The 20,137-nt window shown below is 58.8% G+C and carries 22 protein-coding genes; all 22 read left to right on the top strand.

What is annotated here, in order from left to right:
* Positions 1–62: 62 nt before the first annotated feature.
* Positions 63–470 (top strand): TerS protein, encoded by a 408-nt coding sequence (locus QZM72_RS15690; RefSeq protein ID WP_301738602.1) that lies wholly within the window; start codon positions 63–65, stop codon positions 468–470.
* A complete protein-coding gene (locus QZM72_RS15685; RefSeq protein ID WP_301738601.1) occupies positions 467–2,056 on the top strand; it encodes a terminase large subunit in 1,590 nt (529 codons plus the stop codon). Before QZM72_RS15690 ends, QZM72_RS15685 begins: the two co-directional genes overlap by 4 nt.
* Positions 2,057–2,120: 64 nt before the next feature.
* Positions 2,121–2,669: an HK97 family phage prohead protease gene (locus tag QZM72_RS15680; protein WP_249212240.1), complete on the top strand. Its 549-nt coding sequence runs from the start codon at positions 2,121–2,123 to the stop codon at positions 2,667–2,669.
* 9 nt (positions 2,670–2,678) lie between these two features.
* Positions 2,679–4,013, top strand: coding sequence for a phage major capsid protein (locus tag QZM72_RS15675; protein ID WP_301738600.1), 1,335 nt, complete (start codon positions 2,679–2,681; stop codon positions 4,011–4,013).
* Between the two features lie 59 nt (positions 4,014–4,072).
* Positions 4,073–4,243 (top strand): hypothetical protein, encoded by a 171-nt coding sequence (locus tag QZM72_RS15670; protein ID WP_154233168.1) that lies wholly within the window; start codon positions 4,073–4,075, stop codon positions 4,241–4,243.
* The gene (locus tag QZM72_RS15665) at positions 4,240–5,574 is read left to right on the top strand and encodes a phage portal protein (protein WP_301738599.1); all 1,335 of its coding nucleotides are present in this window, start codon (positions 4,240–4,242) and stop codon (positions 5,572–5,574) included. The genes QZM72_RS15670 and QZM72_RS15665 overlap by 4 nt, the downstream gene beginning before the upstream one ends.
* On the top strand, positions 5,567–5,857 hold the full coding sequence (locus QZM72_RS15660; protein ID WP_301738598.1) for a head-tail connector protein: 291 nt from the start codon (positions 5,567–5,569) through the stop codon (positions 5,855–5,857). The genes QZM72_RS15665 and QZM72_RS15660 overlap by 8 nt, the downstream gene beginning before the upstream one ends.
* A complete protein-coding gene (locus QZM72_RS15655; protein WP_367620034.1) occupies positions 5,854–6,228 on the top strand; it encodes a phage head closure protein in 375 nt (124 codons plus the stop codon). The genes QZM72_RS15660 and QZM72_RS15655 overlap by 4 nt, the downstream gene beginning before the upstream one ends.
* Positions 6,221–6,577 (top strand): DUF3168 domain-containing protein, encoded by a 357-nt coding sequence (locus tag QZM72_RS15650; protein ID WP_301738597.1) that lies wholly within the window; start codon positions 6,221–6,223, stop codon positions 6,575–6,577. Before QZM72_RS15655 ends, QZM72_RS15650 begins: the two co-directional genes overlap by 8 nt.
* Positions 6,577–7,014: a phage tail tube protein gene (locus tag QZM72_RS15645; RefSeq protein ID WP_059466490.1), complete on the top strand. Its 438-nt coding sequence runs from the start codon at positions 6,577–6,579 to the stop codon at positions 7,012–7,014. Before QZM72_RS15650 ends, QZM72_RS15645 begins: the two co-directional genes overlap by 1 nt.
* Positions 7,015–7,162: 148 nt before the next feature.
* Complete coding sequence (locus QZM72_RS15640; protein ID WP_301738596.1) at positions 7,163–7,498, top strand: hypothetical protein; 336 nt, start codon at positions 7,163–7,165, stop codon at positions 7,496–7,498.
* A gap of 330 nt (positions 7,499–7,828) precedes the next feature.
* Complete coding sequence (locus tag QZM72_RS15635; RefSeq protein WP_081066078.1) at positions 7,829–8,272, top strand: hypothetical protein; 444 nt, start codon at positions 7,829–7,831, stop codon at positions 8,270–8,272.
* Positions 8,269–11,091: a phage tail length tape measure family protein gene (locus QZM72_RS15630; protein ID WP_301738594.1), complete on the top strand. Its 2,823-nt coding sequence runs from the start codon at positions 8,269–8,271 to the stop codon at positions 11,089–11,091. Before QZM72_RS15635 ends, QZM72_RS15630 begins: the two co-directional genes overlap by 4 nt.
* A gap of 2 nt (positions 11,092–11,093) precedes the next feature.
* Complete coding sequence (locus QZM72_RS15625) at positions 11,094–11,432, top strand: phage tail protein (protein ID WP_301738593.1); 339 nt, start codon at positions 11,094–11,096, stop codon at positions 11,430–11,432.
* A gap of 804 nt (positions 11,433–12,236) precedes the next feature.
* Complete coding sequence (locus tag QZM72_RS15620) at positions 12,237–12,758, top strand: tail fiber domain-containing protein (RefSeq protein ID WP_301738592.1); 522 nt, start codon at positions 12,237–12,239, stop codon at positions 12,756–12,758.
* Entirely contained in the window at positions 12,755–13,435 is a 681-nt protein-coding gene (locus tag QZM72_RS15615; protein ID WP_301738591.1) for a phage minor tail protein L, read from the top strand. Before QZM72_RS15620 ends, QZM72_RS15615 begins: the two co-directional genes overlap by 4 nt.
* Positions 13,435–14,163 (top strand): C40 family peptidase, encoded by a 729-nt coding sequence (locus QZM72_RS15610; protein WP_301738672.1) that lies wholly within the window; start codon positions 13,435–13,437, stop codon positions 14,161–14,163. Before QZM72_RS15615 ends, QZM72_RS15610 begins: the two co-directional genes overlap by 1 nt.
* 49 nt (positions 14,164–14,212) lie before the next feature.
* On the top strand, positions 14,213–14,743 hold the full coding sequence (locus tag QZM72_RS15605) for a tail assembly protein (protein WP_301738590.1): 531 nt from the start codon (positions 14,213–14,215) through the stop codon (positions 14,741–14,743).
* Positions 14,740–18,141 carry a host specificity protein J gene (locus tag QZM72_RS15600; protein WP_301738589.1) on the top strand — a complete coding sequence of 1,134 codons (3,402 nt, stop codon included), beginning with the start codon at positions 14,740–14,742 and terminating at the stop codon, positions 18,139–18,141. The genes QZM72_RS15605 and QZM72_RS15600 overlap by 4 nt, the downstream gene beginning before the upstream one ends.
* A 301-nt stretch (positions 18,142–18,442) precedes the next feature.
* Entirely contained in the window at positions 18,443–19,177 is a 735-nt protein-coding gene (locus tag QZM72_RS15595; protein WP_301738588.1) for a hypothetical protein, read from the top strand.
* Between the two features lie 20 nt (positions 19,178–19,197).
* Entirely contained in the window at positions 19,198–19,467 is a 270-nt protein-coding gene (locus QZM72_RS15590) for a hypothetical protein (RefSeq protein ID WP_060050907.1), read from the top strand.
* Positions 19,467–19,787 carry a hypothetical protein gene (locus QZM72_RS15585; RefSeq protein WP_301738587.1) on the top strand — a complete coding sequence of 107 codons (321 nt, stop codon included), beginning with the start codon at positions 19,467–19,469 and terminating at the stop codon, positions 19,785–19,787. The genes QZM72_RS15590 and QZM72_RS15585 overlap by 1 nt, the downstream gene beginning before the upstream one ends.
* Positions 19,788–20,137 lie beyond the last annotated feature (350 nt).

The raw sequence follows: 20,137 nt of genomic DNA, 5'->3' as shown, positions 1-20,137 counted from the left end.
GAACTCGCTCCGATAGCACTACGACTGCCGTAGCTGCGACGCAGGCCGCAGCGGCCGGCCCGATGAAGCCGCCTGACCATATCCGCTTACGTGATGATGATTGGCCGTACTGGGATGCGATCGTACAGGCCCGAGCGGCTACGACCTGGAACAACGCCGACTTAGCCCTTGCGGCAAATCTGGCCCGCACCCAAGCTGATATCTCCCGCCTCAGTCTCGAACTTGAGGACGAAGGGGACATTCTGGAGAACGCGCGCGGTACGCCGGTAGTGAACCCGAAGCACAACCTTCTCGAGACACTTACCCGCCGCGCTGTAGCTCTATCTCGCGCTCTCCACGTCCACGCAGAGGCGACCGTAGGCCGCAGCCAAGACGCCGGTAAGAAGCTCGGCGCAGAACAAGCAGCACGCGGAGCCGTCCTGAACGCATCCCAAGCAGACGACGGGCTAATCCCCGGTCTGACGCATTGAGAGTCCGCGACCCAGTAAGCCCCGGCCCACTCAAGCAGACCATCCCCCAGACTCGCGGCGAGCGCGTAATTGCGTTCTGTGAGCGTTACCTCCGTGTTCCGGAGGGTGCGCTCGTCGGCCAGCCGATCCGCTTCGAGGAGTTCCAACGAGAGTTCATCCTCTCGATCTACGATAACCCGCACGGCACGCGCCGCGCCTACCTGAGCATTGCCCGCAAGAACGGTAAGAGCGCGGTTATTGCCTGCATCCTCCTCGCGCACCTCATTGGGCCAGAGGCAAAGCTCAACAGTCAAATTGTCTCGGGGGCCATGTCCCGCGACCAAGCCGCTCTTGTGTTCAACCTCGCGGCCAAGATGGTCCAACTATCGACGGAGATTGCTCCCCTCGTCCGGATCAACCCATCGGCAAAGAAGCTTGTCGGCCTGCCGCTCAACGTCGAATACAAGGCACTGTCCGCAGAGGCCAAGACGACTCACGGCCTCTCCCCGGTCCTCGCGATCCTGGACGAGATCGGCCAGATTCGCGGCCCGCAAGACGACTTCATCGACGCGGTAACGACCTCTCAGGGCGCACATGCCGAACCGCTCCTAGTCGCGATCAGCACGCAAGCCGCTAACGATGCGGATTTGCTGTCGGTCTGGATCGATGACGCACTGAAAAGCAACGACCCGCACATCGTATGTCGTCTATACGCGGCGCATCAGGATGCAGAGCTACTGGACCGGGAAGCATGGAAAGCAGCTAACCCGGCCCTTGGCGTGTTCCGCTCCGAGAAGGACGTAGAGGAGCAGGCAAAGCAAGCCGTCCGCATGCCGTCCGTGGAAAACACGTTCCGCAACCTGATTCTCAATCAGCGAGTGTCTACGGTAGCGCCGTTCATCTCGCGGGATGTGTGGAAGTCGTGCGGCGCGCAGCCGATGGAGTTCGAACCCGGCACGCAAGTATTCGGCGGCCTGGACCTTTCGGCACGCACTGACCTTACCTCCCTCGTCCTAATCGGACGCATGGACGGCGTGTGGCAGACACACGCGTATTTCTGGACGCCCGCTGAGGGCATCAAGGACCGCGCCAAGCGAGACCGCGCACCGTACGACGTATGGGCGCGCGGGGGGTTCATTCGGACCACTCCCGGCCGCTCCGTCGATTACGAGTACGTCGCCCGCGACATCGCGGATATTTGCGCCGGGTTGAATCTGCATTCCATCGCCTACGACCGGTGGCGTATTGACCTCCTCAAAAAGGAATTCTCCGACATCGGCGTAGACGCCGACACATCCGCTAAGGAAGGCGGCCGGTTGCCCCTCGTTCCACACGGGCAAGGCTTCAAGGACTTCTCCCCGGCACTCGACGCGCTTGAGGTGGAACTAGTCAACGGCCGCATTGCGCACGGCTCTACGCCGGTCCTCACGATGTGCGCAGCCAACGCAATCGTCAACAGAGACCCATCCGGAAACCGGAAGTTGGATAAGCAGAAGGCGACCGGCCGAATCGATGGTCTTGTCGCTATGGGTATGGCATTTGGGGCAACGGTTCTCGCGGCAAGTGATGTCGAGCCGGAGCGCACCTATCAATTCTTCGTTCTGTGAGGTCTGAATAGACAACAAGCTGTTCTCCGCTGTCGTCATCAAGTCAGTAAATGAGGACTCCCGTGTGTTTGAAGGGATTGCCTCAACGCCGACAGCGGACAGAGTAAACGACGTGGTTGAGCCTCTGGGCCTCACGTTCCAGAAAGAAACACCCCTCCTCCTCAATCACAAGATCGATCAACCGGTAGGCACCGTTCAATTCGGTACGCCGACCGCAAAGGGTCTCCCGTTCCGCGCGCAGATTCCGAAGGTAGACGAGGAAGGCGAGGTGAAGCGCCGCACCGACGAGGCGTGGCACAGCGTCAAGAGCGGCCTTATCAAAGGCGTCTCTATTCGCTTCCGCCCTACCGAGTACGCCTACAAGGACGACGGGGGCATGCACTACAAGAAGGCGGACATCTCCGAGCTATCGCTCACTGCCATTCCGTGCAATCCCGAAGCGCTCATTACCGCGTTCAAGAGCCTTTCAGAAATTCCGGACACCGCTCCGACCACGCCAGAGGGTAACGCCAAAGGCAATCAAGCAGACCCGCCGACCGACGCGGCAACCACCAAAGCAATCGAAACCGCGCCACGGGCCGCGCTCAAGCCCTTTTTTTACCCCACTTACTAAGGATTACGTATGACTCTGGCACAACAAATCAAGGCACTTCAAGAGAAGATGGCGGCGGCAGTGGAGAAGCGGGATACCACGGTCGTTAAGTCGGCAACGGAAGGCGTCGCCCTCACTGCGGAACAGTTCGCAGAAATCGACGGCATCAACGAAGCTCTCAAGGCCGACCAGAAGCAACTGGACGCGCTCAAGGAAACGGAAAAGTCGCTCGCCGCGCGTGCGGTCGCCGTCCCGAAGCAAGAGAACGATATCAAGGTCACTGCAAAGTCCGCCGTGTCGGTCGAGACCAATGCGCCGAAGGGTTCGGCATTCACGCGTACCGCAATGGTCCTCGCGAAGGCTAACGGCAACCTCGCAGTTGCAAAGATGCTCGCAGAGGAGCATTACAAGGATGATGCCGTGGTCAACGGTATTGTCAAAGCGGCAGTCTCCGCAGGCTCGACGCAGGTAGCGGAATGGGCTGGCAACCTGATTTATCCGGAAACGTACGCAGGCGATTTCATCGAACTGCTGTATCCGCAAACCATCCTCGGTCGGCTGAATCTCCGCAAGGTTCCGTTTAATGTACGTATCGCGGGACAGAACGGCGGTACGACGGTCGGTTGGGTCGGTGAAGCCAAGCCGGTCCCGGTCACGTCGGCAAAGTTCAATGCCATCTTCCTGACGTGGGCCAAGGTCTACGCTATCGCCGCGTTCTCCGACGAACTCATCCGCTTTTCGAATCCGGCCGCAGAAGCGCTGGTGCAGGCAGATTTGCTCAAGGCAACCGCGCAAGGTCTGGACCGTACGTTCATCGGGAGCGGCGCAGCCGTCGCGAACGTCTCGCCGGCCGGCATGCTCAACGGTGTAGGCGGCGTGAAGGCGAGCGGCAACGAGGCGCTTCACCTCATCGCGGACATCCAGACCCTTACCGCTCCGGCAATCGCAGCTAACCTGGACCTGTCGCGCGCTCTCCTGGTCATGTCGCCGGCACGCGCGCAGGCAATCGGTGCAATGCGTAACGCTCTGGGTGCGAAATACTTCCCGGACATCAGCAAGGATGGCGGTACGCTGGAGAACTATCCGGTAATCACGTCGAACAACTGCCCCGGCGATCAAATCGTGTTCCTGATTCCGGACGAGGTGTACCTCTCGGAAGATGCAGGTCCGCAGATCGACATTACGCGTGAGGCATCGATCATCATGGACAGCGATCCGGAGAATGCTACGACGGCCCCGGTTTCGATGTTCCAAAACAACATGGTCGCTGTTCGCATCGGTCAGTTCATCAACTGGCAGAAGCGCCGCAACCTCGCGGCCAACGTCATCACGGGCGCTACCTACGGCTCGACCGTCACGCCGTAATCCATCTTGCCCCGCAGCCTGCGGGGCGTCCCGTTCAACGCTTACCAACTCGGAGGGCTATGGCCCAATTCGTCACGGTGCAGGCCCTCCGGGATGCGCCGTTGCACCCTTCTATCAAAGAAGGCGAAAAACGAGCAATCCCGAAGCCGGAGGCAGATTTTCTGATTGCGCTCGGTTGGGTAAAGCTCGCACCTAAACCCGGCCGCCCCAAGTCCAAGGACGCTGAATGAGGGTATTCGGCTGGGACGTAACCAAGGCGCTCAAGTTCAAGAAGCGTCCCGCCGCGTCTGTTGGTGCATCGGCAATCGGTGCGCCCGGTTCTAATGGGTTCATCCGCGAGCCGTACCCTGGCGCATGGCAAAAGAACCAGGCTCTCAACACTCGCGACGGAATGTTGGCTAGCTCGGCCGTGTTCGCGTGTGTGGACCTCATCTCGTCAGACGTTTCGAAGTTGCGTATCAAGTACGTCAAGTTGACTGACGGCGTATGGCTCGAATCCAGCGCGCCGCGCTTCACGACCGTACTACGCAAACCGAACCACTATCAAACGCGACAGCAGTTCGTTAAGGCGTGGCTCGCAAGCAAGCTGACGCACGGCAATACCTACGTTCTTCTCAACCGGAACAGTATGGGCGGCATCGTCTCAATGGACGTACTAAACCCCAAGTACGTTGTTCCGCTCGTTGCGCCTGATGGGTCGATCTTCTATCAGGTCACGATGTCCCCGCTTATGGTCACGCCGCTGGAGACGTTCGTGGTTCCCGCGCGAGACATCATCCATGATCGAGGTATTACGTCGTGGCATCCGCTCGTCGGCATGACGCCGATTGCGGCGTGCGCCGGGTCTGCCGTTCTCGCTAGCAGCATCACGAACAACTCCGCCGCGTTCTTCTCCAATGCGGCCCGTCCTTCCGGCGTGCTGTCCGCTCCGGGTGCAATCTCGGAACCGACCGCCCAGCGGCTTAAGAAGCAGATGGACGAGTACAGCGGTATGGGTGCTGGCGGCACGCTGGTTGCCGGTGACGGCCTTGTGTACAACCCCATGACGATGACGGGTTCCGATGCGCAAACCGTCGAACACCTCCAATGGACTGCACAGGATGTCGCCCGCTGCTTCCACGTACCCGGCCATAAGATCGGCTTGGATACCGGATCGCGTACCGCGAATAGTTCAGCCATCTACGAGGCAATGTACTACTCCGACTGTCTGCAAGCCTATCTTGAGGCTATCGAGTTACTGCTAGACGACGCATTCGGTGTCCCAGATACAGTCGGATTCAAGTTTGATACGTCCGGCCTTATGCGAATGGACGAAGCCGCAATGCTGTCGGCCAACGCGCAATCGGTAGGTGCGGGGATCATGGCCCCGAACGAGGCACGCGCACGGCAGGGTCTCGCGCCGAAGGAAGGCGGCGATACGCCGTACATGCAGCAACAGAACTACGCTCTTTCCGCTCTCGCAGGGCGCAAGCCGCCCGACGAGGCTGCGCGACCAACCGACAAGCCCACCGATCCAGAACAACAACCGCCAGAGGAGGAAGCCGCTACGGCCGATGAGTGACCTAATCACCCTCGCGCAAGCAAAAGCACAACTGCGGATCACCGACACTGACAGCGACGACGAACTGACAAGCCTCGTCTCCGCAGCTAGCGATATCGTCGTGGGCTACCTCAAAACGGTCGAGGCAGCAGCGTACACAGCGGACACCGTGCCGCCGCGTGTTCGCACCGCCGTTCTCTTGGTCCTCGCCTCTCTCTACGAGGATCGCGAAGGGGCTAACGATCCGATTGGCCCCGCAGTCCAATCGCTCCTCATGCGGGACCGCGACCCGGCCCTAGCGTGAGAAACATTCCCAGCCGCCCAACACGGCGCGTCGTAACCGGCGTCCGCGCCGGGACGCTCCGTAACAAGGTGTCCTTACAGCGTCGCACGTCTGGTCGCGATCCTGATACCGGACAGGAGATTAACGCCTGGACGGAATACGCGTCCGTCTGGGGCGCAGTCCTCCAGCTAAACGGGAAAGAGCGCATCACGGGCGGCACGTCGGTAGACATCGGCTCCGCCAGCATCCGCATTCGCTATCGCAACGATGTGACCAATGGCGATCGCGCCGTAGCTCAGGGTGTCATCTTCAATGTCGCGTCCGTCCTGCCTAACGTGGCATCTCGCGAGTACACGGACCTCGTTTGCACTGAGAACGCGAACGATGGTTGAGTCGATTGTCTACAAGGCACTCGCCGCGCTCGCCTCCGGTCAAGTCTATCCCGACGTTGCGCCAGCAAAAACTCCGGCTCCGTGGATCACATATCAAGTGGTCGGCGGGCAGGACTTCACGGGTCTGGACAACGAACTACCGGACACCGAAAACGCACGCGTTCAGATCAGCGTGTGGGCCAAGACGCGTAAAGACGCCGCGCAGCTAATGCGGCAAGTAAAGCGAGCCTTGGTGAATCCGCAAACTAAGGCTGTCCCCATCGGCGGCCCAATCAGCAACTTCGAATCCGACACGCTCCTTTATGGGTCGTCTCTGGACTTCTCCATCACCTACAACACTGAGGTTTAATGGCAGAAAACACCGTATCGACGGCAATCAACGCCCAGGGTACCAAGCTCGAATACAACACCGCAACGACCGGTGCGCCTGTATGGGCGAAAGTCAAAAACCTTACGGACCTTTCCGGCTTCAACGGCGCGGCAAACGTCATCGACGTTACCGACCTGGACAGCAAAGCGAAAGAGAAGCGGCTCGGCCTCCAAGACTGGGGCCAAGTAACGCTCACCATCAATACGAACCTTAAAGAGCCTTCGCACTCCGCCCTCCTGGCTGCGAAGAAGGCCGGCACGTCCATCGACTTCCGCGCGACCCTCTCGGATGGTTCCACGCTGGAATTTAGTGCGTTCGTGAAGGACTTCCCCATCTCGGCCAAGGTCGATCAGGTTGTTACCGGCGCGGTCAACCTCGAAATTACCGGCGATATCACTGTCACAGTCGGTGCGTGATCGCATAGACGAACTGGTACGGCTCGCTATGGAGGAAGTCCAAGCGAACGCCGTACCGGTAATCAACCGGCTAATTCGTGAGGCGCAATCCGCGCCCGCTCCCACCGTCTGCAACTTTGAGGAAGGCTGCGAAAGCTGCCAATAACACATGAACAAAGAACAAATCTTCGCAGCTATCGCCCCGGCCATCCATGAGGAGCCGATTAAAGCTCTCGGCGGCGCAAAACTTCGCTTCAAGGAACTGTCAGGCGACGCACGCGAATCGATGACCCGGAATATGGGCGACGACTTTAGCAACGCACGCTTTGAGGCGCTTATCGTGGTCTCGACGGTCGTTGATGACCAGGATCGTCCGATGTTCACCCTCGATGACGTCGCCGCCCTCAAGGAATCGCGTGCAACGGCTGTTGCGGAAATGGCCGCCGTGTCCATGCGGATCAACAACATTGGTGCAGCAGCAGAGGCAGAAGCCGCAAAAAACTAAGGGCCAGCCCGGAACGCTTGATGTGGTTCCGGCTGGCTAAAGAACTCGGTATGTCTGTGCGGCGCGCTCAGGCCGAAGTATCCAGTGCGGAGTTTGGCGAGTGGATCGCGTATTTCTCCATCGAACCATTTGGAGACCGCATCGCAGACCTTCGCGCCGGAACCATCGCGAGCGTTATCGCCAACGTAAACAGAACACCTAACACGCCCCCGCTCTTGCCGAGTCAATTCATGCCGTGGATCAGCACGCCCAAAGTGGCGGAGCCGACTCGCAGCGCAGAGGACATCGCGGCATCCGTTTTCGGGGTCAACCTTGCGGAGCTAAAAAAGAATGGCACGCGGAAAATCGTACTCCGTAGACAACCCGGACGCACTGGCTAACGAAATTGCCGCGCTCGATACGACCGTTTCGGAATCCGTGTTGCGTCAAGCCGCAGCGGCAGGCGTCACAGAAATCAAGAACGAAATCGCGGTTCGTGTCCCGCGCGAGTCCGGCGACCTAGCGTCCGGTTTGACCGTCACCTACGACCGCGAGAACAGCACGGCGGGTCTGAACGCAACCTATCTCGCGCTGTTCGTAGGCGACACGAAATCACGCTGGAAAACCGGCGGCAAACTGGCACGTAAAACCCTCGCGGCAATGCTGGAGGGTGGCAACTCGCGCATGCCTGCACATCCCTTCGTTCGACCTGCCTTCGAAGCCGTTAAGCAGCGCGCCGTAGATCGGTCGCGCGACACCATCCTTGCGGCACTGAACAAGAAAGGAGGTCCGTGAGCGGCAGCAACAATAACGTAACCGTACGCTATTCGGTTGATGCCTCCGGCGCACAGGCGGGTATCGGCCAACTCCGTGCGGCGAACGCGCAGTTAAACGCGTCACAGGAAGAAGTACGGCGCAAGCAAGAAGCCGTACAACGCGCGATGCAGGAAGCCGCCAGCAACGGCTACAACCTCACCGCACGCGAAGCAAAGAAACTCGTAGACCAGTACGACCGCCTCCAAGCGACAGCAGGTAAGACGCGGTTGGAAATGCTCAATCAGCAGGCCGCCGCGCGCGGTGTTACGCAAGCGTTCTCCGCCCAAGCGGCGGCGATCCAACAAGCCGCACATGCGGCGCACTCATTCAGTATCAACAACTCCGCCGCGCGCCGCGAAATGCTCGTTCTCGCGCACGAAGCGTCACAAGGTCAGTGGAAGCGGTTCGCCGGGTCCATGCTGGTGATGGCTGAGGCATCCGACGCACTGAGCCTGATTATGTCTCCGCTCGGCATGGGGCTTACTGCTGCGGCCGGTGCGGCATTCCTGTTTGCCAAGCAGGTCTACGCGGGCTACGAATCGGCGCAGCAGTTCAACAAGGCGATCACGGCCACGGGCGGATACCTTGGCATGACGACGGAGCAAATGGTGCTCATGTCGAACCGCCTCCGCGACACGCACACTTCCCTTAGTGACGTGCGCGAAGCAATGGCGGCGGTCGCGTCTACCGGCGCTGTTACGGGCGATAGTCTCGCGCTCGCCACGAAAGCCGCGCTTGCGATGTCGTCGGATATCGGTATCGGCTTCGACAAGGCCGCAGAGTCGATCGCCAAGATTCAGGACGACCTGCTTAAGTGGGTATCCGAGTATCAGAAGGCACACCACACATTCAACGCCGCCCAGATCGAGGAAATTGAGAACTACGTTAAGGCTGGCGACAAGGCGGCGGCGTACAAGGCAATCCTTCGTGACCTCGCCGGCTCCCACGACGCCTTCGCATCAAATGCAACGCAGAACATCGGCGTAGTACAGCGCTGGTGGAACTCGCTAATCGCGACGGTCAAGCACTACTCCGCCGCTGTTATGAACATCGGCACGCCGGCCGGAACTATCGAGAAACTGCGCGCGCAGACGGAAGTAGTCGCCAACCTGCAAAAGACCATTCAGGACCAAGCGACAACGCACGGCAATAAGGCCGCCGTATCAGCCTCAGTGATCGACGCGAATAAGCGGGAACTCGCGGTAGAACTTGCGAAGCTCAACGCCCTCCGGGGTCAGTTGGACGCCGAAGAAAAGATGCGGCAATCGCGCGAGGGTGCAGCGAAAGGCGGCGACGCTGCCGTTCGGGTTGGTGAATACCTCCGCTCGGACAAGTACGCGAATTCGAAGCAGAAGCACAGCCTAGAGCTACAGCAGGAAAACGAGGCGTTCGCGAATGCCACGCGCGACCTGGACAAAAATTCCGCGAAGTATACGGAAGCACTCAAGCGGCACCAGGATAACGTAGCGCAGATCAACGAGTCGTACGCGAACAAGAACCGCAAGCACGCCAGCGAAGGCGGACTCAATGCGGAACTTGCTCGCCTCGCCGGCATGAACCGACTGATTGAGGCGGAGGCGAAACGCTCGGAGGCATCCCTCAAAGCGCAACGCGATGCAGGGCTGATGGATTCGGAAACGTACTTCCAGCGCCTCCACGACATCCAGGCAAAGGCACTCGATCAGCAGATCGCAAACGCCAAACAGCGGGCGGACATCGCGTCAGCGAAGAAAGAGAAGTCCACCTACGAGACTGCTAACGCCGAATACCTCCGACTCGCGGAGGAGCGGAAGAAGATCGACGCGGACCTAACGGACGCACTGGCGAAATATCAGGCCCAGCGTGCGGCGAACGTAGCGAAGTTCTCGATGCAGGAGACTACGGCACTCGGCGCGCAACTCAACCAGTACGCGGACACGTTCAACACGCGGAACATGCTGGCGGATGAGAAGGCCGCGTACGACGCGCGGGCCGCTCTCCGTGACCAATTCGAACGCAAGATTGCATCGCTTAACGAACAGTACAGTAGTCCAAATGCGGACCAGAAAGAGTATCAAGAGAAGCTGGTCATTGCGGGCGATAGCTACCGGAAGCAAACGGAAGCGTTCGAGGAGAACCTACAGCGCCAACGCTCGATCCGAGAATCGTTCGGTGAGCAATTCAAAAAGGGATATGCGGACCTCGTAGGTTCGTCGCAAACGACAGCGGAAGCAATCGTAAGCGGGTTCCGTAGCGGCTTTGATTCCGTGAGTAACGCGCTCGATACGTTCATCACCACGGGTAAGGCTAGCTTTAGTTCGTTCGCTACGTCTGTTCTCGCGGACCTCGCAAAGATCGCCTTACGACAAGCGGAAATTGGCATCTTCAAAGGTATGGCTAGTGCCTTCTCGTTCTTTAGCGAGGGCGGCCCCGTGCTGCATCGTGCGGGCGGCGGCCCCATCGCTGGCCCAGGCACAACGACCAGTGACAGCATTCCCGCGATGCTCTCGAATGGCGAGTTCGTCATCAATGCCGCGTCTACAAAGAAGTACCGTAGCCTGCTTGAGGCTATCAACTCCGGGCACATGGCGCACTTCGCGACAGGTGGTATTGCCGCGAAGCTCGCGCCCTCTCCCGCCGCTTCTGGCGGTTCCTCTCCGGTTTCTGTCCAGGTGAACAACCACGGCGGGGGCGGGTTGTCCGAGCAAGACGCGAAAGACCTACAGCAGTACGTGCAGTCTTGGATTGATATTCGAATGGAGCAACGCATGCGCGAACAAGGGGGCTTCGCCTATCAAATGAAGTACGGGCAAATCTGACGTTGGCTTACCCAGTATTCACATGGTCCCCGCTGCTGGATGTGACCGGCACAACGAAATTCGATGTGCTTGTCGCCCAGTTCGGGGACGGTTATAGCCAGCGCGCACCGAACGGAATCAATAACGCGGCCGACGTGTGGCCCGTCACATTCCGAAACGACGCGGAGACTATCGACGCTATCTATGTGTTCCTCAAAGCCACTCGCGGCGCGCAGCGCTTTGAATGGACGCCGCCTCGTCGTGCAAAAGGCCTGTTCGTCTGCGACTCGCAAGGCATCGCGCGACATCCGGAAGGCGGCAACGTATGGACACTCACCGCAACATTTCAGGAGGTTTTCTAAGACTTGCCCGTATTGCAGAAGATCAACCTTGGCACCGCCCCAGATGGAAGGGACGGCGATACCGTCCGATCAGGCAACGTCAAGGTAAACGCAAACGTTGATGTACTGGCCACGCAAGCGGCGCTTGTTTCATCTGCGCCAGTAACTACCAACACCGTCGCCTTGGATAGTACCTACGTAGGCAAACGCGTAGTTCTCCGTCCGTCCGCTGCAGCGGCTCTCACATGGCCGAAAGCTAGTACATGCGTCGCGGACGGCGTAATTCTCCTCGTTAACGCGAGCGCCTTCACGATTACGCACGCCCCGGCCACGGGCGACTCGTTCGCAAATGCGGTTGCTCTGGGCGCGTATGAGACATTGCTGGTCGCTACTGATGGGGCTAGCTCTTGGTCGGTCCTTATGCGGGGGCGCTCAGCCGGTCCTAATGAGCAGGTCTCTGGCAACCTCGCTGTAACCGGCTCCGTATCTTGTTCGGCTGCGTCCGTATCGGCTGCGACCGGCAGCGTAAACCTATCGATCGGTGCAGCGGCTGGGAACTATCGCCAAGTACTATACAACTCCGGGGCGTCGCTGCGATGGGCCAACGGGGTCACTAGCGCAATCGAGAATGGTTCTAACACTGGGTCCGACTTCTTCATTAGCCGTTACTCGGATAACGGCACCTGGATCGATACCCCTTTCCAAATCTCGCGCGCAACCGGTGCCGTGGCATTCTCTAAACGCCCGACGTTCAGCGGCTATGTAGCATGGGACTCCGGTAACTTCAATCCCGCTAGCTTTCTTCCGCTAAATGGCAGCACGGCAATGACGGGCAACCTCTATTGTCCGGCCATCATCGTCAATAATGGAACGGCGATCTACGGGAAGGACAGCAATGGCGTACCGCAGCCCATCATAGCGATCAGCGGTGATAACCTCCCGACGATATATAACCCCTTCGGCACGCACCTGCGCATCGTTAACCGCGCGTATAACCGGGAATTGTTCACTTGCGACGATAACGGGAACGTCATGGTTGCGGGGGCCATTGCGCAAGGTTCAGATTCGCGCCTTAAGGACGATGTGGAGACCATCGAGAACGCGCTACATCGCTTGTGCCAGTTACGGGGAGTGGAATACACGCTTAAGGCAAGTGGCGAAAAGCAATATGGTGTAATCGCGCAGGAGGTACAGCCGGCGTTTCCCTACGCAGTCACCCAATTACCTTCCTCTTTTGACGAGTCGGTGTACTTGGCCGTCAACTACACATCCTTGATTGGCCCTATTCTTGAGGCAGTGAAGGAGTTGGCCGCGCGCGTGTCAGCGTTGGAGCAGGCCAACGCATGACAATTGCCGCAGATGTCCAATCGAGCAGTATCGGCGCGCGCGTCGAACTATACGAAGTGGACCTAACGCCCCTCGGCGGCGATGTACTGCGGTTCCACGCACACCTCCAATCCGGGCCTATCAAGTGGGGTGGTAACGACTACACACCTTGGCCCATCACTGCATCCGGCTTCGCTCGCACCGGGTCGCAGAGCCAGCCTTCGCCCACTCTCACCGTATCCAACGTTGACGGGTCTATCTCCGCCCTCTGTATCGCGTTTGCTGATATGGTCGGCGCAGTCGTGCGCAGGCTCTGGACGCTTGAGCAGTATCTCGACGGAGCCGCAACCGCCGACGCATCCGAATACACCGCTGTTGAGGTATGGCGAATCGAGCAACGCACGGAGGAGACGCCGGTAAGTGTCTCGTTCCGGCTCGCATCCGCTCTCGACTTCTCCGGTGTTCAGCTACCCGCGCGGCAAGTTACCGCGACTCTCTGCACGTTCGACTATCGAGACCCCGTGTCCGGCTGTAGCTGGACGGGCGTAACGTTCTTCGATAGGAACAACAACCCAGTAGACGACCCCGCCCTTGATGTTTGCAGCAAACGGCTTTCCGGTTGCAAGTGCAGATTCGGACAGAACGCCGTGTTGCCCTGGGGCGGCTACCCGTCAGCAGGAAGAAACGGAGGACTATGATCGATTCACGGCTGCACGAGGACATCGCTAGACATGCCCTTGCGCAGTATCCGGACGAGTGCTGCGGCCTCATCGTTTCCGGAAAATACATTCCATGCCGCAACACATCGCCTACGCCTCGCGAGGCTTTCGAAATTGCTCCCGAGGAATACGCGGCGGCAGAGGATATCGGCCCGATTCAGGCGATCGTACATTCCCATCCTGGCGCAAGCGCTCAACCCAGCCAAGCAGACCTAACAGCCTGCGAAGATGGCGGTGTTCCGCAATGGATCATCGTGAGCCTTGGAGTCCAGGCGGACGGCAGCATCGCGGTAGACGATTGGTGCAAGTTCTCACCAAGCGGCTATGACGCCCCGCTAGTCGGCTGTGAATTCTCTCACGGCACGAATGATTGCTACGGCCTCATTCGGCGCTACTACAAGCAAGTTCGCGGCGTAGCTCTGCCGGACTTTTCCCGCTCTGGAGAGTGGTGGAAGGATGGAGTGTCGGACCTGTACACGCAGCACTACAAGGAAGCCGGATTCTATTCGGTGGGCCGCGCCGCAGATTTGCAGGTAGGCGATGTGCTGTTGATGAAAATCCGAAGCGCTAACGACGTGCCGAATCATGCGGCTGTCTACACCGGTGACGACGAAATCCTCCATCACCTTTGGGGTGAGGCGTCACGACACGACACCCTTCCGCGCTATCTCCCCTTCTTAACCGACGTTCTGCGCTACAAGGACTGACTTATTGGATAAACCCCGGATCGTTCGCCTATACGGGCGACTAGGGACGATGTTCGGTCGTGAGCATCGCTTTGTAATTCGCAGTACGCGAGACGCACTGAAAGCGCTATGCGCGATGATTCCGGGGTTTGAGCGTGAACTCATGACAAGCCGGGATCGTGGCATTGAGTACGCCGTGTTCGTCGGCCGCCGCAATATCCGAGAGGACGACATACCCGCGCCTGTCGGCGACAACGCAGTGCGGATCGCGCCGATCATTCGCGGCAGCAAACGAGGCGGCCTTTTCCAAACGATTGCAGGCATCGCGCTAGCGGCTATCGGGGCCGTTACGTCGTACTTCGGCAACCCGTTCGGTACGCAAATGATGATGCTCGGTGCATCTATGGCGCTCGGCGGTGTCGCTCAAATGCTCTCGCCGCACGCAACAGCATCGAACGGCAGCAGCAATCGAAAGCAATCCTACTACTTCAACGGCGCGGAGAACGTTACCGAACAAGGCGGCCCTGTCGGGTTGCCTTACGGTCGCCTGCGTATCGGCAGCACCGTTATTAGCCAAGGGATCACAGCAACCGATAAATGACCTTGATTCACGGTAGTAAAGGAGGTGGCGGCGGTTCATCGCCCGTGGAAGCCGACGACACCCTAAGCAGTACCGCATACGCGCAGATTCTCGACCTCCTAGGCGAAGGGCCGATTGCAGGGTTTCCAGATAACCTCACGCCGGCTCAGTGTGTCTACTTCAACGACACCCCGCTACAGAACGCGGACGGCTCGTACAACTTCAACGTCAAGCAACTCGATTACCGGCTGGGTTATGTTGACCAGACGCATATCGCCGGCTTCGAAAGCTCTGTAGCGGAAACGCAAGTAGGCGTCGCACTTACGACTCAACAGCCGTGGTCACACACGTTCACAAACGTAGACCTTAGCGCCGCCCGAATCACTCTCAGCGTTAGCGGCCTGTCAAAGACCGACACCAACACCGGGAACATTTACGGGTATCGGGTCGCATACCAGATTCAGGTTTCCAAGGATGGCGGCTCGTTCTCGACAGTCATCGATACCGCATTCGACGGGAAAGCTAGCTCGACTTACACACGTTCGCACCGTATCGAACTGTCAGGCGCGAAATCACAGTACACCGTCCGCGTCGTCCGCCTTACGCCGGATGGCACTACACAGTACATCCAAGACAAGACAAGCGTTGTTAGCTACGCGGAGGTCATCGACGCAAAGCTGTCGTATCCGTATAGCGCGCTAGTCGCTCTCCAGATCGACGCGGAGCAGTTCTCCAGCATGCCGACGCGGGCCTATGACGTGCTGGGCCTCCTCGTTAAATATCCGTCGAACTACAACCCAAAGACGCGCGTATATACGGGGACATGGGACGGAACGTTCTCGTTCGGCTGGACCGATAACCCGGCGTGGATTTTCTACGATCTAGTGCTAAACAAACGGTACGGGCTGGGCCGCTACGTTGATGCAACCATGCTCGACCGTTACGCGCTGTATCAGATTGGCCGGTACTGCGATGTATTGGTGTCCGACGGGAAAGGCGGACAGGAACCGCGCTTCACCTGCAATTGCTACATCGCGTCCCGCGCAGACGCCATCAAGGTTATTCAAGACCTCGCCAGCGTTTTCCGTGGGATCGCGCATTGGTCGGCAGGCAGCGTCATCGCCTCGTCGGATATGCCATCCGATCCAGTCTACGTCTACACTGCCGCGAACGTCGTCAAAGGCGAGTTCAAGTATGTGGGTAGCTCGCTCCGCACGCGCTACACGACTGCACTTGTCACGTACAACGATCCAGGCAACGCGTATAAGCAAACCGTGGAGTACGTTGAGGACGCAGACGGCATTAACCGCTACGGGATCAACAAGGCTGAGATAACCGCATTCGGATGCACAAGCCGTTCCCAAGCTCAACGTGTGGGCCACTGGTCGCTCCTGACCTCGCGGTACGAGACCAACGCGGTGACGTTTAGCGTAGGTATGGACGGGACGCTTGCGCAACCCGGACAGGTCATTGCCGTAGCAGACCCGGCGCGCGCTCGGCGGCGTATCGGAGGCCGACTACTCAGTGTGCAGGACGCATCGCACGTAACGTTGGATCAGGCTCCGCCTGACATCTCGGCCGGCGATTCGCTCACGGTAATCATGCCGACCGGGATTGCGCAGAAGCGCGCTATCACGTCTGTATCCAACGGCCTCGTCCAAACCGCCGACCCATTCTCGACTACGCCTCTGGCCGGCGCGGTGTGGATGGTGGAAAGCAGCAAGGTACAGGCGCAGCTTTTCCGGGTCACCAGTGTCTCCGAGAAAGAAGGTATCACCTTCGAAATTTCGGCAACGCAGCACGAACCGGGCAAGTACGCGGCCGTGGACAGCGGCGCGGCAATCGACCCCGCTCCGATCATCGGCCTACCGCTTAACACCCAGCAAGCGCCCGGCAATGTCCGCATTTCACAGTTCGTCGTAGTCGATCAGGGCATCACGCGAACCAACATGACGATTGCTTGGGATTCCGCACCCAATGCAATCGCGTACATCGCAGAGTTCCGTAAGGACAATGGCGATTGGATCACGGCCGGTCGGACTGGCGGCCTGTCTATCGATGTCTCGAATATCTACACCGGTCGCTATGCGGCGCGTGTTCGCGCGGTCAACGCCGTGGACATCGTATCGCCCTATGCGTACTCGACTGAGACGGTTCTCCAAGGTAAGACTGGCAGTCCGCCTAAGCCGCTCGCGTTCAGCGCGTCCACGGATCAGGTCATGTCGATCCGCCTTAGTTGGGCGTTCTCTGCCGACGCGGCGGACACTGCATATACGGAGGTCTACTACAGCGACACTCCCAGTTTCGAGAAAGCATCGCAGCTATCCCGATACGGGTATCCGACAAGTTCTGCGAACCTTCTCAATCTCGCTGCCGGCCATGCGCTCTACTTCTGGGCGAGGCTCGTAGATACGTCGGGGAACATCGGGCCGTGGTACCCGGATATTGCTTCGCCGGGTGTTCGCGGCGCGGCCACCGCCGACACCGATTTAATTCTCGGCTACCTCGTCGGAAAGATCACATCCACGGAGCTATCGAAGGAACTCCTTGGTCCGATCCAAGAGATTCCCGACCTCAAGCAGAAGGTAGAGGAAAACGACGCGCGCATCACAAGCGAGCAACAGGCCCGATTGGAGGGAGACAAAGCACTTGCCGGGCGTGTCGATAAGGTTGAAGCCCAGGTAGTAATTCCTGACATGGCGGGTAGCGATGGCGACTACGCGGGTAGTACGGAAGTCTACGCCGGGGTGTGGTCCGAGCAGTCCGCGCGTGCGGAGGGTGACCTTGCCCTGTCGCAACGGATCGACACAACTACGGCGCAGTTCACGTCCGCAAATGCGTCGCTTATCGCTGCCGTGCGCGATGAATCGCAGGCCCGTGCGGATGCGATTAGCGCGCAAGCCCAGCGAATCACGACGGTTGAAGCCAAGGCCAACGACAACACGGCGGCAGTGCAGACAGTCGCGAAATCCTACGCTGACCTCAACGGCCAATTGTCGGCGTCGTACACGGTCAAGACGCAAATTACGAAGGATGGCCGCACGTACATGGCCGGCATCTCTTTGGGTGTCAATGGCAATGGTGGTGACGTGGAATCTCAGGTTCTAGTCGCGGCTTCACGATTCGCTGTCCTCGATCCTAACGGCTCCGTCGTAACGTCGCCGTTCGTTATTCAGGGCGGCCAAGTGTTCCTCAATGAGGCATTCATCGGGAACGGCTTCATTAAGAACGCCATGATTGGAAACTACATCCAGTCCGATAACTACGTGGCTGGGCGGCAAGGATGGCGACTTGATAAGAGCGGCTGGTTCGAAATCAACAACACGGACGGACAAGGAAACCGATTGAATATCGACAGCAACGGCGTACGAGGATACGACGCCAACGGAACTCTCCGGTATCGCTTGGGGTTCTATTAATGGCCGTAGGGCTGCAACTGTGGGACGCCTCCGGGCGTCTCGTCTTAGACGGTAGCACTCGATGCGGTCGCATCAAGGACATGGTGTATGTGAATGGAAGCGATGGAGCAGTAGGCGCGAATCTGTCGGACGGTACTCCGTGGTGGTCATTCATGCCGGAGTTTTTGTTTAAGCACATCAGCATGAACGCTCCCGTGCCGATCATCGACATTGACGCGAATGGTGTCCGTTGGCGTTATAGCACTACTAGCGACGGCTACCGTACTCCGGTTCAAGGCTGGCTAGTTTACGGCGTGTACTGATGTCCGTAGGGTTCCAAGCGTTCACAGATTCTGGTCTGTTCCAGATCGACGGATTGACGGCGAATTATCAGCTAACCGCCAGCCTCGCAGCGGTATCGCAGCAGACCACAATCAACACCGTCTACAACAACGCAAGCATCCAATTTACCGGAACATTCTGGCTGTGTAGCTTCACATTTCGGTCCGACCAGCCGCCAATCTGGGCGTTTGTCGCAGACGGCGGAGTGATGGTTACGCCGTGGGACTTCACAAGAAACGGCAGTATCTACACGGTCAGATTGATTACAACATCGCAAACGACCGTGCGACTGTTCGTGTACGCGCGCGTAGCCCCTGCCTCGTCAAACTTCGGGTTTCAAGTGTTCGATGCAGCCGGAACACTCATCGCGGATGCTTCGCAGCCATTTTGCAAAGTGCTGGACGTGGTGGCCGGGCAATACCTCGACGGCTACGGCTGGGCTGTGACGGGCTTCCCTGGAGTCGGTACGCAGTCGCGAAGCTACGGCCGACCTGTTGCTATCGCGTGTATGTGGCCCGCTCACTACATCAGCGGATCAACCAACAGCAACCAACGGATTTGGGACATTGCGGAGATGAGCGCCGTTGGCGTGTCCGGTGATGTCGTCACCTGGGAACTGCACCGCTATAACGGGGGAAATCCTCCAAACATTACGTGCTACCGCGAGTGCATGCACTACCGGTTCATGGTGTTGGATATGACCGGCGTTCTGTAGCAATTTCTCACAAGGAGAAGATGGGAATTTTTCAAGAGGCGGCCGACAGCGCCGCCGCATCGGCCGGAAAGGTCACAGTGACAACTGGTACGGCTCTATACGGCATCACAACCCTGCCCCTCAGCAGCTACGCGGCGGCACTCTCGATTGTGTTGTCGGTCTGCTATATCTGGGGCGCTCTGCCCCGCGTGGCACGTACTGCGGTAGCTCTCAAGCGCGGCTTGATCGATAAGGATTGGTCCCTGTGGCGAAAGCTGGGCGACCAGCCGACACCAAAGAAAGACGACTGATGCGGGGGATTGATCAGATTCTCGCGGCTCTGTTCCTGGTCGCTGCGATAGCTGCGACCGGAGCGGGACTCTACGCGAAGCACGAACACAACCGGGCCAAGGAACTAGAGAGCAAGGTAGCGAAGATCAAGCAGGAACGCGACGGATACGCCCGCGCGCTCGACGCCCAGAAGGCGGCAGAAGAAAAGGCCCGGAAACGCCAAGAGACGGCCTCCGAGCGGTTACGGCAAGCAGTCAAGGGCAACCCCACAGTAGCGGATACGGTCGTCCCTGATGCGGTATGGGACGCAATCTACGGGGATTCAAATGAGGGGAATTAACACGGGAGTGGCCGTGTTGCTCGCGGCCCTATTGGCGGGGTGTGCGTCGGGGAGTGGGATTCCGGACGCGTACTTGCAGGACTGCGCCCATGCTCCGAGACCGGCCGGCAAGACGGTTGCGGACTTAGCTCAGGCTTTGATAAACGAGCGTGCCGCGATGGAAGCGTGTGACTGGCGGGATAAGGCCGCCCTCCGTGCGTGGAAGGCGACGCCGACGCGATGAATTTACGGGCCGTGGTACGATGTAGCCCTGAATTCTTCGTAACACCGACCCGCCCCAAGTGTTACACGCTCGGCTGTAAGTCCTTGATTCGCAAGGGTGCGTAGGTTTGCCATACAATGCGCACCAT

The organism is Burkholderia sp. AU45388 (assembly GCF_030481585.1).
In the GTDB taxonomy this organism is placed as follows: domain Bacteria; phylum Pseudomonadota; class Gammaproteobacteria; order Burkholderiales; family Burkholderiaceae; genus Burkholderia; species Burkholderia sola.
Note: the sequence above shows the minus strand (reverse complement) of the source record. Positions and strands in the feature narration are given on the sequence as shown.